The sequence below is a fragment of the Methylibium petroleiphilum PM1 genome (assembly GCF_000015725.1).
Lineage (GTDB): Bacteria > Pseudomonadota > Gammaproteobacteria > Burkholderiales > Burkholderiaceae_C > Methylibium > Methylibium petroleiphilum.
In genome coordinates this window covers 3,362,023-3,376,083 of sequence record NC_008825.1, presented here as the reverse complement: position 1 = coordinate 3,376,083, position 14,061 = coordinate 3,362,023, and the positions used below count along the sequence as shown (strand labels likewise).

Below are 14,061 nucleotides of genomic sequence, written 5' to 3'. Positions count from 1 at the left end.
CAGATGGACTCGGCAGCCCTCGTCAACCTCGAGCCGCTCGCGCGCATGGCGCTGCTGGGCTGCGTGATCGCGCTCGGCCCGCTGGCCTGGGTGTGGGCGCGCACGCGCTCCGGCGACGGCCGCGGCCGGTTGCGGGCGCTGACGGTGCTGACGCTCTTTCTCACTTTCGACTTGGTGCTGTTCGGCGCCTTCACGCGGCTCACCGATTCCGGACTCGGCTGTCCTGACTGGCCAGGCTGCTATGGCAGCGCCAGCCCGCTGGGCGCCCGTGACGAGATCCAGGCCGCTCAGAGTGTGCTGCCGACCGGCCCGGTCACGCACGGCAAGGCCTGGGTCGAGATGGTGCACCGCTACCTCGCGACGGCGGTCGGTGTCCTGATCACCGTGATGACACTGCTGAGCTGGCAGCAGTGGCGCCGCGACGGCCGGGGGAGTTCCGAAGCGCCGACGCGGGTCTCTCCTTGGTGGGCCACCGTCACACTGCTATGGGTCTGTGTGCAGGGCGCCTTCGGTGCCTTCACGGTGACCTTGAAGCTCTACCCGGCCATCGTCACGGCGCACCTGCTCGGCGGACTCGCGTTGTTGGCGCTGCTGGCGGCACAGGCCTGGCGTCCGGCCGCCGACCGGGTCGTGGGGGTGAGCTCCGCGTTGCGCCGCAGCTTGGTCATCGTGTCATTGCTGGCCGTGCTGCAGATCGCGCTCGGCGCCTGGGTCAGCACCAACTATGCGGTGCTGGCCTGCAGCGATTTCCCCACCTGCCAGGGGCGCTGGTGGCCGACGATGGACTTCGAGCACGGCTTCGCCGTGCTGCGCCCGCTGGGCGTGGGCAAGGACGGCGCGTGGCTGCCGTTCGCGGCGCTGACGGCGATCCACATGACGCATCGCCTGGGTGCGCTGCTGCTGCTCGGTGGCTTGGCCTGGCTGGTGTGGCGGCTGGCGCGAGAACCGGCGCTGCGCCGCTACGCCGCGGGGTTGGTCGGCGTGGCTGCGTGGCAGGTCGTTACCGGCGTCAGCAACGTCGTGCTCGACTGGCCGCTGCTGGCGGCCGTGGCCCACACCGGCGGCGCGGCCGCGCTGGTACTGCTGTTGACGGCGTTGCTGTTGCGTACCACGTCGGCGCGCCCGGTTGCCGCGTCGTCCCGGGCCACCGCGCCGCTCGTGGCGCGCCGCGCTTCCTAGAATTGCTTCTTGCTGCAGACATGTCCGAGACCCTCGCCACCCCACCCGCCGCGCTGCACACCTGGCTGTCGCGCTGGCGCCAGTTCAGCGCGCTGACCAAGCCGCGCGTGGTGCAGCTCATCGTGTTCTGCGCAGCCATCGGCATGCTGTTGGCCGTGCCCGGCTGGCCGTCGCTGCCTGCTTGGGGCGTGGCCCTGGCGGCCTCGATCGGCATCTGGCTGGTGGCCAGCGCCGCCGCAGCCTTCAACTGCCTGGTCGAGCAGACCATCGATTCGAAGATGAAGCGCACGGCCTGGCGCCCGACAGCGAAGGGCGAGCTGAGCAACACCCAGACCCTCAGCTTCGCCGTGCTGCTGTGCGCGGCCGGCATGGCCGTGCTGTGGGTCTGGGTCAATGCGCTGACGATGTGGCTCACCTTCGCCACCTTTGTCGGCTATGCAGTGATCTACACCGTGTTGCTGAAGCCGGCGACGCCGCAGAACATCGTGATCGGGGGTGCCTCGGGCGCGATGCCGCCGGTGCTGGGCTGGGCCGCGATGCGCGGAGAACTCGGCGCCGAACCGTGGATCCTCTGCCTGATCATCTTTCTGTGGACGCCGCCGCATTTCTGGGCGCTGGCGCTCTACCGCGCCGAAGACTATGCGCGGGCCGGTCTGCCGATGCTGCCGGTGACGCACGGCAACGACTTTACGCGCCTGCAGATCCTGCTCTACACCTTCGTGCTGTTCGCCGCGACCCTGCTGCCCTTCGTCTACGGCATGAGCGGCTGGTTCTACCTGGTCGCGGCCTGCGCGTTGGGCGTGGGCTTCTGCGGCCATGCTTTCCGGCTGTGGCGCCACTACAGCGAAGCGCTGGCGCGACGCACCTTCCGTTTCTCGATCTGGCACCTGTCGCTGCTGTTCGCGGCCTTGCTGCTCGACCACTACCTGGGCCCGCTGCTGCGGGGTACGCCATGATGATGCGCAGGCTCGCCGTACTCACCGTCTGTGCCGCGCTCGGGCTGCTGGCCGCCTGCGACCCGGCGGACAAGCCCGCCGAGCCCTTCAAGGGCATCGACATCACCGGCGCCGACTACGCACGCGACTTCGCTCTGAGCGACGTCGAGGGGCACCCGCGCACGCTGGCCGACTTCAAGGGCAAGGCGACCGTGGTGTTCTTCGGGTACACACAGTGCCCCGATGTCTGCCCCACCACGATGGCCGAACTGGCCGCCGTGAAGAAGCAGCTCGGCGCGGACGGCGACAAGCTGCAGGCGGTCTTCATCACCGTCGATCCGGAGCGCGACACGCCGGAGATCCTGAAGGCCTATATGAGCAGCTTCGACCCGAGCTTCGTCGCGCTGCGCAGCACGCCCGAGCAGACCCAGGCGGTCGCGAAGTCCTTCAAGGCCTTCTTCCGCAAGGTCCCGGGCAAGGCGGCGGACAGCTACACGATGGACCACACGGCGGGCGCGTACGTCTACGATCCGCAAGGGCGGCTCCGTCTGTTCGTGCGCTACGGACAGCCGATCGAGGCCTGGGTAGCCGATCTGAAGCAGTTGCTGGCCTGAAAAAAGGCCGGCCCCATGAACAAAGCGGCCCGCGGGCCGCTTTGTCGTCGCCGCAAGGCACGTCAGGGACTCAGGCGTAGGCGGCCAGCGCCTTGCGCATCTTCTTCATGGCGGCTACCTCGATCTGGCGGATCCGCTCGGCGCTGACGCCGTACTCGGCGGCCAGTTCATGCAGCGTCATGCCGCCTGAACCGTTGTCGTTGACCTTGAGCCAGCGTTCCTCGACGATGCGTCGGCTGCGCGCGTCCAGCACGTCCAGCGCCTCGCCGATGCCGTCGCCGGCCAGCGCGTCACGGCGCTGGGCGTCGAGCACACGCGTCGGCTCGTGGCGGTCGTCGGCCAGATAGGCGATCGGCGCGTAGCTCTCGTCGCCGTCGTCGGTCTGTGGATCGAGCGCGACATCGCCACCCGACAGGCGCGTCTCCATCTCGATCACTTCCTCGCGCTTGACCTTGAGTTCACTGGCCACGATGTCGATCTCGGCATCGGTCAGCGTGCTGCGGTGCAGGTCGCTGTCGGTGGCATCGCCCTTGAAACCCTGTTTCATCGAGCGCAGGTTGAAGAACAGCTTGCGCTGTGCCTTCGTGGTCGCCAGCTTGACCATGCGCCAGTTGCGCAGCACGTACTCGTGAATTTCGGCCTTGATCCAGTGCAGCGCATAGCTGACCAGTCGCACGCCCTGGCTGGGGTCGAAGCGCTTGACGGCCTTCATCAGGCCGACATTGCCTTCCTGGATCAGGTCGCCGTGAGGGAGTCCGTAGCCCAGGTACTGACGCGATACCGACACGACCAGACGCAAGTGCGACAGCACCAAGCGACCGGCAGCCTCGAGGTCGTGTTCGTCACGCAGCCGCTGGCCGAGCGACTGCTCTTCCTCGAGCGTCAGCATCGGCAGGCGGTTCACGGCGGCGATATAGGCATTCAGGTCGCCGAGCGACGGGACCAGCGCCCACGGATCGCGCACCGTCAGCGCCTGCGAGCCCGCGGAAGTGTTCAGGGACAGCGTGGTGTTCATGGCATCGAAAGACATCCAGAACCTCCTTTCGTTCCATCAATATTAGCACTCACGTAAAACGAGTGCTAAAACTCCAAGACGGAAGGGCCAAGGACTGCCCGGATCACGCTGCTTCGATCGGGCAAGCCGAAACCTCTTCGGTAGTGAGCATATGCTTACAAATGCCGCTGCGGTCGAGGTGCGATGGCCCGTCACCCCGGGCGCTGCGAGCTCGCTAGACTGCGTTTCTTACCCGGAGACCGCCATGGCCGCCAGCTTCCATTGGGACGACCCCCTGCTGCTCGACAGCCAGCTGAGCGAGGACGAACGCGCTGTGCGCGACGCCGCGCAGGCTTACTGCCGGGACCGCCTGGCGCCTCGTGTGCTGGAGGCCTTTCGCCACGAGAAGACCGACCCGGCCATCTTCCGCGAGATGGGCGAGCTCGGCCTGCTCGGCGCCACGCTTCCCGAAGCCTATGGTGGCGCCGGCCTCAACCACGTTTGTTACGGCCTGGTGGCCCGCGAGGTCGAACGTGTCGATTCCGGATACCGCTCGATGATGAGCGTGCAGAGCTCGCTCGTCATGGTGCCCATCCACGCCTTCGGGACCGAAGCCCAGAAACAGAAGTACCTGCCCAAGCTCGCCCGCGGCGAATGGATCGGCTGCTTCGGCCTCACCGAGCCCAACCACGGTTCCGACCCCGGCAGCCTGGCCACGCGCGCGCGCGCCGTGCAGGGCGGCTACGTCCTCAGCGGCGCCAAGATGTGGATCACCAACAGCCCCATCGCCGACGTCTTCGTTGTCTGGGCCAAGGACGATGGCGGGCAGATCCGAGGCTTCATCCTGGACAAGGGCATGAAGGGCCTGGAAGCCCCTGCGGTGCACGGCAAGGTCGGCCTGCGGGCCTCGCTCACCGGCGAGATCGTCATGGACGAGGTGTTCTGTCCCGAGGAGAACGCCTTTCCCGAGGTGCGCGGCCTGAAGGGGCCCTTCACCTGCCTCAACAGCGCCCGCTACGGCATCGCCTGGGGAGCGCTGGGTGCTGCGGAGGACTGTTTCCACCGCGCCCGCCAGTACGTGCTCGACCGCCCGCAGTTCGGCCGGCCGCTGGCGGCCAACCAGCTGATCCAGAAGAAGCTTGCCGACATGCAGACCGAGATCACGCTGGGTCTGCAGGGCTGCCTGCGGCTGGGGCGCATGAAGGACGAAGGCACGGCGGCGGTCGAGATCACCAGCATCATGAAGCGCAACTCCTGCGGCAAGAGCCTGGAGATCGCCCGGATGGCGCGCGACATGATGGGCGGCAACGGCATCTCCGACGAGTTCGGCGTGGCGCGCCACCTGGTCAACCTCGAGGTGGTCAACACCTACGAGGGCACGCACGACGTGCATGCCCTGATCCTCGGGCGGGCCATCACGGGAATCCAGGCGTTCTGCTGAGGCCGGATCGCGCGGCCGGCGTGCATCTCCCCTCAGGTTGGCGTCAGCCCACCGTCAGTACGCTGCCGAACGCAGCGGAGACGATGCGGGTCGACGGGGAGGCAGGCCTGCGCGCTACAGTGCGGGCCATGGTCATCGCTTCCACTTCGAACATGATTCACCGTTCCAAGGCACTCGCGCAAGACCCATCCTCCATGCACATCCTGCTGGCTGAAGACGACCCGGCACTGGCCGAGTCGACGGCGCGCGCACTGCGCTCGCAAGGCTGGGTGGTCGACCACACGCCCCGCGGGGAACCGGTCCCGACGTCTGTCAAGACGGATCCCTACGACCTCCTGATCCTCGACATCGGCCTGATCGGCATCGATGGCTTCGAGACGCTGCGTCGTGTGCGCGAGCAGGGCTCGACCCTGCCGGTCCTGATGCTGACCGCGCGCGACGCGATCGAGGATCGCGTGCACGGCCTCGAGATGGGCGCCGACGACTACCTCGTCAAGCCGTTCGCGCTGGCCGAGTTGATCGCGCGGGTGAAGGTGCTGACGCGCCGTCACCAGGCGCGCCAGGGCAGCGTGCTCTCGATGGGTGGGTTGCGCATGGACCTCGAGGCCAACCGGGCCTGGATCGGCGAACAGCCGCTCGATTTGTCGGCGCGCGAATGGGCGGTGCTCGAGTACCTGCTCAGCCGGGTCGGACATGTCGTCGGCAAGGAGCAGATTCTGCAGGCCATCAGTGGCTGGGACGATGCGCTGTCGGAGAACGCGGTCGAGGTCTACGTCTCGCGCCTGCGGCCGAAGATCGAGCCGGCCGGCCTGCGCATCCGCGCCGTGCGCGGCTTCGGCTACCTCGTGGAAGAAGTCGCCGGAGCCGCTCCCTCCGTGCAGTGATGCTCAACAGCCTGAAGGCCACCCTCCTGCTGTGGGTGGTGCTCCTCACGGTGCTGATCGCGCCGGTGCGGCTGTTCTTTGACCTGCGCGGCCAGCTGCAGCGCACCAGCGATGCCTACGACGTCGGACTGAGCGACTGGGCCTTGGCGCTGGGCAACCTGGTGCACGTGATCGACGGGCAGGTGGAGTTCGAGCTGAACCAGCAGACCGAGCAGTCGCTGCGCACGAGCGCAACGGACACCACCTACTACATCGTGCTCGACGCCGACGGCCAGCGGCTGGCTGGCGACGCCCCGCTGGCCAGTCCGCCGATCACGCTCGCTCGTGGCGAGCGCCGGATGTTCAACACGCGGGTCGACGATCATCCCGTGCGGATGGCGGTGCACGCGGTCGAGTGCGGCGCCCGGCTGTGTCAGGTTCGCGTGGCGGAGACGCTGGTCAAGCGGGACAAGGCGCGCAACGAATCGCTGGTGCTGACACTGACGCTCGCGCTGGTGTTCGCATTGGTGTTCGCGGTGGCGATCTGGTGGGTGGTGCGGCACGCGATGCAGCCGCTCGAGTCCGTCAACGAGCAGCTGGCGCAGCGCTCGCTCGACGACCTGCGGCCCCTGCGTCGCGGGCGCATGCCCAGCGAGGTGCAGCCGCTCCTCAACGCGATCGACCAGCTGCTGCAGCGCGTGGCGGCCGACGCGACGCGGCAGCGCCATTTCATCGCCGATGCGGCACACCAGTTGCGCACCCCGCTGACTGCGCTGCGGACCGAGTCCGAGCTGGCGTTGCTGGAAGCCCACCCGCCCGCCGTCCATGCAACGCTCGAGCGCGTGCATCGTTCGACGCAGCGCGTGGCCCGGGCCGCGGACCAGCTGCTGGCGCTGGCACGCAGCGAGGCCAGCAGCAACGAGCCTGGGGATCCGGTCGACCTGAAGGCGGGGGCCCAGGACGCCGCGCAGGACTGGGTTCCGCGCGCACTGGAACGCGGCGCCGATCTCGGGTTCCAGCTCGAGGCAGCGCCGGTGCGTGGGCACCGCCATCTGCTCGGTGAGCTGCTCGCCAACCTGATCCACAACGCGCTGGAGTACGCGACCGGCACCGTCCAGCGGCCGGCCCGGATCACGGTACGCACCGGTGTCCTGAAGCAGCAGGACGGTGCACCGAGGTCGATGTTCGAGGTGGAAGACAACGGCCCCGGCATTGCGGCCGAAGAGCGCGCCAAGGTGTTCGAGCGCTTCTACCGTGCACCGGGCTCGACGGGAGCCGGGAGCGGCCTCGGGTTGGCCATCGTGCGCGACATCGCTCGCTCGCACAACGCGGGGGTCGAGTTGCTCGACGGCGAAGACGGCTGCGGCCTGCGCGTGCGCGTCGTGTTCCCGCCCGGCCGGTGAATCGCGGGGGGCTAGCCGAAGCGGGTCGTCAGCTGCGACAGCAGCTCGTCCAGGACGCCGAGCACCTCGTCGATGGCGACCGGCTTCGTGAGGTAGCGGATCGCGCCGGCCCCCAGGGCGGCCGAGATCTGGGCCGGCAGCGCGTCGGCGGAGACGGCGATGACCGGGATCTCGGCGGTCTGCTCGTCGGACTTCAGGTGCTGGAGCAGCACCATGCCGTCGATGTCGGGCAGGTGCATGTCGAGCAGGATCAGGTCGGGCGCCGAGGTGCGCACGGCCGCCAAGCCGTCCAGCCCGGTGGTCGCGACGGCCAGACGGACCTGCGGACGCAGGCCGAAGATGCCGCGCATCACCTCGACGTTGGTGTCGTTGTCCTCGATGTAGAGCACATGACGACGGTTGTAGGCTGCGTTGGCCTCTTCGTCGGCCTCCTGGCTCGCGGTCATCGGCCGCGCTTGCGAGTCCAGCGGCAGGCGCAGCGTGAAGGTCGAGCCGACACCGGGCTCGCTTCGCACCTTCAGCGACCCGCCCTGGCGCTCGGCCAGCAGCTTGGCGATCACTAGGCCGATGCCGGTGCCTTCGGTCGCGCCACGCTCGCGCCCCAGCCGGTTGAAGGGCTGGAACAGCTGGGTCAGCAGCTGAGGCTCGATGCCCAGGCCGGTGTCGCAGACGTCGAGTTCCAGCATCGGCGTGCCATCGCGGTCCTCAGTGCGACGGGTCGACACACGCACCTCACCCGCCTCGCGGTTGTATTTGACGGCGTTGCTCAGCAGGTTGGTGAGGATCTGCTTGACGCGAGTCGCGTCGCCCAAAACCTGCAGCGGGGCGTGCTCGGCCATCGTGCGGACAAGCGTGAGGCCGCGACCGCGCGCCTGCGGCTCCACCAGTGCCATCGATGCGGCGATCAGCGGCTCCAGCGACAACGACTCGACCTGCAGGCTCAGTGTGCCGGACTCGATGCGCGACAGGTCCAGCACGTCGTTGATCATCTCCAGCAGATGCCAGCCGGCCTGTTGGATCTGCGTTACCCACATCCGGTGGCGCTCGTGCAGAGGCTCGCCGCGGTCGAGGTCGAGCAGTTGCGCGAAGCCGAGCATCGCGTTGAGCGGCGTGCGCAGTTCGTGGCTCATGCGCGAAAGGAACTCGTTTTTCGCGCGGTTGGCGGTCTCCGCGGATTCGCGCGCATGCTCCGCTTCTTCGAGGCGCAGGTGCTCGCTGATGTCCTCGACCAGTCCCACCAGCCGGTGCGGCTGGCCGTGCTCGTCGCGCAGCAGGCTGACCGTCACGCTGACCCACAGTACCGGGCCGTTCCTGGTGACGTAGCGTTTGCGCCGTCGGTACAGCGGCAGCCGCCCGTCCACCAGATCCTGCTGGCTTGCCAGATCGGCGGCACGGTCCTCGGGGTGGGTCAGGCTGGCGAGCGACAGGCTCAACAGCTCTTCTTCGCTGTAGCCGGTCATGGTGCAGTAGGCTGCGTTAGGCTGCTTGATGCGGCCCTGAAGGTCGGTGTAGACCACGCCGATAGGCACCGAGTTGAAGATGCTGCGGAAGCGCTGCTCGCTCTCGCGCAGCGCCTGTTCGGTGGCCAGGCGCTCGGTGATCTCGTGCTCCAACTGCTCGGTACGTTCTGCGACAGCCGTTTCGGTCTGCCGAGTGCGCCCTGTGACGAGCAGAAGCAGCGCACCCATCATGCCGGTGCCGAGCAGCCCGGTCAGTGAGAACAGCCAAGCCGTCGCGCTCTCTCCCGATAGCGGCCCGGCGGCGGGCCCATTGGGAACGCCATTCGGTGCCTGCACCCGAAGCTCCCAGGTGCGACCGGCGAACGGGATCTCCGCGGTGTGGCTCCATAGGGGATTGACGGCAGGGCGCGCGCAGTCGGACGAGCCGGCCAGCAGCCGGCTCTCGGGGGGGGCATCACTGTCCAGCAGACAGAACTGAAGGTAGCGTGGGGCACCGACAGCAAGCCGGGCCAGAGCGTCTTCCATGCGTAGAGTAATGAAGACCATTCCCTGCAAGCTGCGTGATGGCTCGTCCCCACGGTACACGGCGCGATAGACGACAACGCCGGTCTGCTGTGCGGTTTCCTGCGTGAGCCTGAAGCCAGGGGTGACCGTGGCGCCATCGTTCAGGCGCGCGCGCGCGATGGCCTCGCGGGCAGCGCGAATCGACAGCGCGTTGACACCCAGCGCGGTGTCGTTGCCAGCACGCGGCTCGATGTAGCGCATCACCATCAGTTCGGAGTCGTTCGCGCTGAGGGCGCTGTCGCGTTCGAACACGCGGTAGTGCGGTTGACCGAGAGAGCGCAGGCTTGCCTCGAAGGCCGGCAGGTCCTGCCGCGCAACGCGCTCATGCCAACCGATCGCCTGCACGCTCGGCAGCTTGCGCAGCCAGCCGGCGCTGGCCCGCTCGAACTCACGGCTGTCGACGTTCGACGACGCGACATAGATGCTGTGCATCGCATCCAGTGCGTCGAGGTGGGCATTGAGCCGCAGCTCGACTGTACGGCTCACGCTGATCGCATCGCGCTCGAAGCGCGCCGCGTCGCGCTGGCCGTCCCAGCGGGCGACTTGCCAGATGGCCAGCGCCAGCAGCAAGGTGGCAACCACCAACGGCAAGGCCACGGTGTTGCGGCGCGGGCGCCAGGCGGTCCGCGGTCGGCCGATCAGCGTCAGCACCACGGGTGTGGCGATCATCACGCCCAAGGCATCGCCGCCCCACCAGGTCCACCAGGTGTCGAATAGCAGGGCGGTCGGCAGCAGACCGGCCAACCACAGCGCCAGGACGCTCAGGCTTGCCCCGACGGTACAGGCGGCCAACGCACCGAAACCGAACAGGCGCAGGATCGAAGCCGGCCCGTCCAGCGTCAGTGGCTCCCTCAGGCCGCGGCGCACCAGCCAGGCGCCGAGCGCAGTCTGCATCGTCGCACCGCAAGCGATTGCGAGCCCGGTGAGCGAATCGCGGAAGACATGCTGCTGATCGCCGTTGAAGTACACGAGCATCTGCACGCTCAGGCTCCCGAGCATCACCGCCGGCAGCACCCGCCAACCGTAGACCAAGGCCGCGGCCAGCGCGATGCCGGCCGGCGGGAACAGCGGCGAAGCGTAGCCGGGGGGGATCGCGAGTTGCAGCGAGGCCGCGCCCGTCAGCACATAGGCCAGCGCGACCAGCACCAGGGTCACCAGCGATGTGGCGACGAAGGGGGGGGCGGAGGCTGTCGGACTGGAGTGAGTGAGCGTATCGGCCATGAGGACGGGGGCGATCGCCTGCGAGCCTACCACCGGCGATGGGCGTGGCAGCCTCCGTCGGCACACGCTGCAGGCCGTGCCGTGGCCGCCTTCACACCCCGCCAGCGCTTGCGCCGCCGGGTCTCTTCACGAACAGACGCTCAGACGTTGAACAGGAAGTTCAGCACGTCGCCGTCCTTGACGACGTAGTCCTTCCCTTCGGCGCGCATCTTGCCGGCCTCCTTGGCGCCCTGCTCGCCCTTGAACGCGATGAAATCGTTGAAGGCGATGGTCTGAGCCCGGATGAACCCGCGCTCGAAATCGGTGTGGATCACCCCGGCGGCCTGCGGCGCGGTGTCGCCGATGTGGATGGTCCAGGCTCGCACCTCCTTCACGCCGGCGGTGAAGTAGGTCTGCAGGCCCAGCAGCTTGAAGGCCGCACGGATCAGCCTGTTCAGCCCGGGCTCCTCCTGTCCCATCTCTTGCAGGAACATCAGCCGGTCCTCGTCCGACATGTCGGCGAGCTCGGCCTCGGTCTTGGCGCAGATGGCCACAACGGGTGCCCGCTGGCTCTCGGCATAGGCTCGCAGCTTGTCGAGATACGGGTTGTCCTGGAAGCCGCCTTCGTCGACGTTGCCCACGAACATCGCCGGCTTGGCCGTGATGAGGCACAGCGGCTTGAGGATCGCCATTTCTTCCTTGCTGAAGGCGATGCTGCGCACTGGACGCGCCTCGTTCAGCGCCGTCTGGCATTTCTGCAGGACGTCGACCAGCTTGGCGGCTTCCTTGTCATTGCCGGACTTTGCGGCCTTGATCGAGCGCTGCAGCGTCTTCTCGACCGTGGAGAGATCGGCCAGACAGAGCTCGGTCTGGATCACCTCGATGTCGGCGATCGGGTCGACCTTGCCGGCGACGTGGATCACGTTTTCGTCGTCGAAGCAGCGCACCACGTTCACGATCGCATCGGTCTCGCGGATATGGGCGAGAAACTGGTTGCCCAGGCCCTCGCCCTGGCTCGCGCCAGCCACGAGGCCGGCGATGTCGACGAACTCGACGATGGCCGGCACCAGCTTCTCCGGCACGACGATGGCGGCCAGCGCCTGCAGCCGCGGATCGGGCAATTCGACGACGCCGACATTGGGCTCGATCGTGCAGAACGGATAGTTCTCCGCGGCGATACCGGCTTTGGTGAGCGCATTGAAAAGAGTGGATTTGCCGACATTGGGCAAACCCACGATGCCGCATTTGAGGCTCATGGCGGGCGGGGCTTTCGTTGAGAGTGGAAGCAGCCGGCGGCTGCGGCGCCTCGATGCCGGGCGACTGCCAGCGATTTTACCGGCGTGGGCTTATGCTCTCACTGGCATGGATACCAACACGAAGGACATCGGAATGGCGAAATCACTGGCCCAGATCCAAAAAGAAATCGCGACGCTGCAGCGTCAGGCGGAAGCTCTCAAGAAGCGCGAAGTGAAAGACGTGATCGAGCGCATCCGCGAGGCGATAGCGTTCTATGACCTGAGCGCGGCCGATCTCGGGCTCGCCGCGTCGGGCCGCAAACCGCGCGGCACCGGGGCGAAAAAGAAGAAGCCGGCTCGGACCGCCAGCAAAGTGAAGTACCGCGACGACGCCGGCCACAGCTGGTCGGGCCACGGGCGGCGCCCGCAGTGGTTCCTGGATGCGATCGCTGGCGGCAAGACGCCGGAAGACCTCGCTGCTTGATCTTTTGCAGGATCTGCGGCCGGCACGGGCCGCAGTTCCCGCGGGCGCGCTGTCAGGTTGACAGCGTGCGTCCCAGCTTCTGCTGAACGGAGTCGAGCTTCGACTGCAGCCGTCCACCCGGGCCGGCGCGGTAGTCGATCTTGATGTTCGTGCCCACCCGGTCGCAGTCGGCGCTCATCGCCTCGAAGCAGGCGCTGACGACGGCGATCACCTCGTGCCATTCGCCTTCGAGGATCGTGCCCATCGGTGTGAGCTGGTAAGGCACGCCGCTCTTGTCGATGATGTCGAGCGAGCGGGCGACGAAGGGGCTGACGCTCTCGCCCTTGGTGAGCGGTGCCATGGCGAATTCGAGCAGGACCATCGGTGAGTCTCCTGTGAGTGATGTGCGCGTGTCGTTCGACCCGTGCAACGGGTGAACCCGACAGGGCAAGCTTTGTGCCCGTCATCGAAGCTGCGTTTCCGAGGCGCCGGCGCGCTCCAGACGCAGGCTGGACCGTCCGCGCGTTGCATCAATGCGACGGATGTCACGGCCACGCAGGCGACAACTGTCGCTCTGCGTGGGTGGCACCCGTCGATCATTCACCCCAGCGCCGGGCGGCAGCCTCCACCACGGCAGGCAGCGGCAGCATCGCCGCGCGCTGCGTTCGCAGCCAGCGGGCATCGTTGCCCTCGAACAGCGAGTCGCGCAGTAACTGCGTCGCATCGAGCGCCTCCAGGTCGAGCGCGTGCTCGTCCAGGCGCGTCAAGGTACGCAGAATGTCGTCGCGCAGGCGCGAGCGCTGCTTGGTCTTCGGGTCGACGATCTCGCCGTCGAGCCCGAAGCGGCAGGCCTGGAAGCGGTTGAAGGTGTAGACGAGGTAGTCGTCCTCGCTGGGCTCGAAGGGCTTCTCCTCGCGCAGCTGACGGCAGATGCATTGCAGGTAGCACGCCAGTGCCGCGGCCTTGTCGACGCTCAGCGGCGTATCGCAGACGCGCAGCTCGATGGTGCCGAACTCGGGCTTGGGGCGGATGTCCCAGTAGAAGTCCTTCATCGATTGCACGACGCCGGTCGCCGTCATCTTGTCGAAGAAGCCGCCGAACTCCTCCCAGCTGCGCACGAACGGCGCACGGCCCGACAGCGGGAAGGCGAACACCGAGTTGAGCCGTGCCGAATCGAAGCCGGTGTCCTGTCCCTGAACGTAGGGCGATGAGGCCGACAGCGCGATGAAGTGCGGCACGTAGCGCGACAGGGCATGCAGCAGCCACAGCGCCTGGTCGCCGTCAGGGCAGCCGACATGCACGTGCTGGCCGAACACGGTGAACTGCTTGGCGAGATAACCGTACAGCTCGCTGATGTAGCGAAAGCGTTCGGCTGGAAAGATCTGCTGTTCGCTCCAATGCTGGTACGCGTGGGTGCCACCCCCGGCGATGGCGATGTTGAGCTTGCGCGCCGCGCGCGTCAGCTGGTTGCGCATGTCGCGCAGCTCCTCCCGCAGCGGGCCATGACGGCGCTGGATGGAGCTGCCGATCTCGATCATGCTGCGCGTGATCTCGGGCTTGATGTCCCACGCGCCGCTGTGCTTGGCGGTCTCGCGCAGCAGGTCCTCCGCCTGCGGTGCGAGGTCGAAGTCGTGGGTGCTGAGCAACTGCAGCTCGAGCTCGACGCCGAGGGTCAGCGGCTCCGAAGGGGTGAAATCTTGCAAGGCCATG

Annotated in this window: 12 protein-coding genes; 7 read left to right on the top strand and 5 right to left on the bottom strand. The window is 67.5% G+C overall.

The features are described 5' to 3' along the window. Positions 1-3: 3 nt before the first annotated feature. Genes MPE_RS16020 through MPE_RS16010 form a run of 3 tightly spaced genes read left to right on the top strand, consistent with a single transcriptional unit; the run spans position 4 to position 2,728 of the window. Positions 4-1,179 carry a COX15/CtaA family protein gene (locus MPE_RS16020; RefSeq protein ID WP_011830750.1) on the top strand — a complete coding sequence of 392 codons (1,176 nt, stop codon included), beginning with the start codon at positions 4-6 and terminating at the stop codon, positions 1,177-1,179. Positions 1,180-1,199: 20 nt separating this feature from the next. Continuing rightward, positions 1,200-2,135, top strand: a complete 936-nt coding sequence (gene cyoE, locus MPE_RS16015) for a heme o synthase (RefSeq protein ID WP_011830749.1) — start codon at positions 1,200-1,202, stop codon at positions 2,133-2,135. Next, a complete protein-coding gene (locus tag MPE_RS16010; protein WP_011830748.1) occupies positions 2,132-2,728 on the top strand; it encodes an SCO family protein in 597 nt (198 codons plus the stop codon). The genes cyoE and MPE_RS16010 overlap by 4 nt, the downstream gene beginning before the upstream one ends. 70 nt (positions 2,729-2,798) lie before the next feature. Here the strand turns inward: MPE_RS16010 and rpoH are convergent, their stop codons facing one another. Beyond that, complete coding sequence (gene rpoH / locus MPE_RS16005; RefSeq protein WP_193373396.1) at positions 2,799-3,743, bottom strand: RNA polymerase sigma factor RpoH; 945 nt, start codon at positions 3,741-3,743, stop codon at positions 2,799-2,801. Between the two features lie 244 nt (positions 3,744-3,987). Between rpoH and MPE_RS16000 the strand changes: the two genes are divergently transcribed. The 3 genes from MPE_RS16000 (at position 3,988) to MPE_RS15990 (ending at position 7,429) form a co-directional block, all read left to right on the top strand. Then, entirely contained in the window at positions 3,988-5,163 is a 1,176-nt protein-coding gene (locus MPE_RS16000; RefSeq protein WP_041929725.1) for an acyl-CoA dehydrogenase, read from the top strand. 194 nt (positions 5,164-5,357) lie between these two features. Next, positions 5,358-6,047 carry a response regulator gene (locus MPE_RS15995; RefSeq protein WP_036249371.1) on the top strand — a complete coding sequence of 230 codons (690 nt, stop codon included), beginning with the start codon at positions 5,358-5,360 and terminating at the stop codon, positions 6,045-6,047. Beyond that, entirely contained in the window at positions 6,047-7,429 is a 1,383-nt protein-coding gene (locus MPE_RS15990; RefSeq protein WP_011830744.1) for a sensor histidine kinase, read from the top strand. The genes MPE_RS15995 and MPE_RS15990 overlap by 1 nt, the downstream gene beginning before the upstream one ends. 11 nt (positions 7,430-7,440) lie before the next feature. On the opposite strand, the gene MPE_RS15985 is transcribed toward MPE_RS15990, so the two are convergent. Both MPE_RS15985 and ychF read right to left on the bottom strand, forming a co-directional pair. Further along, positions 7,441-10,674 (bottom strand): CHASE domain-containing protein, encoded by a 3,234-nt coding sequence (locus tag MPE_RS15985; RefSeq protein WP_011830743.1) that lies wholly within the window; start codon positions 10,672-10,674, stop codon positions 7,441-7,443. Between the two features lie 140 nt (positions 10,675-10,814). Further along, entirely contained in the window at positions 10,815-11,909 is a 1,095-nt protein-coding gene (ychF, locus tag MPE_RS15980) for a redox-regulated ATPase YchF (RefSeq protein WP_011830742.1), read from the bottom strand. A gap of 106 nt (positions 11,910-12,015) precedes the next feature. Between ychF and MPE_RS15975 the strand changes: the two genes are divergently transcribed. After that, positions 12,016-12,372: an H-NS histone family protein gene (locus tag MPE_RS15975; RefSeq protein ID WP_011830741.1), complete on the top strand. Its 357-nt coding sequence runs from the start codon at positions 12,016-12,018 to the stop codon at positions 12,370-12,372. 52 nt (positions 12,373-12,424) lie between these two features. On the opposite strand, the gene MPE_RS15970 is transcribed toward MPE_RS15975, so the two are convergent. Both MPE_RS15970 and MPE_RS15965 read right to left on the bottom strand, forming a co-directional pair. Next, positions 12,425-12,733 carry an MTH1187 family thiamine-binding protein gene (locus tag MPE_RS15970; RefSeq protein ID WP_011830740.1) on the bottom strand — a complete coding sequence of 103 codons (309 nt, stop codon included), beginning with the start codon at positions 12,731-12,733 and terminating at the stop codon, positions 12,425-12,427. Between the two features lie 214 nt (positions 12,734-12,947). Beyond that, entirely contained in the window at positions 12,948-14,060 is a 1,113-nt protein-coding gene (locus MPE_RS15965; protein ID WP_011830739.1) for a YbdK family carboxylate-amine ligase, read from the bottom strand. Between the last annotated feature and the right edge of the window lies 1 nt (position 14,061).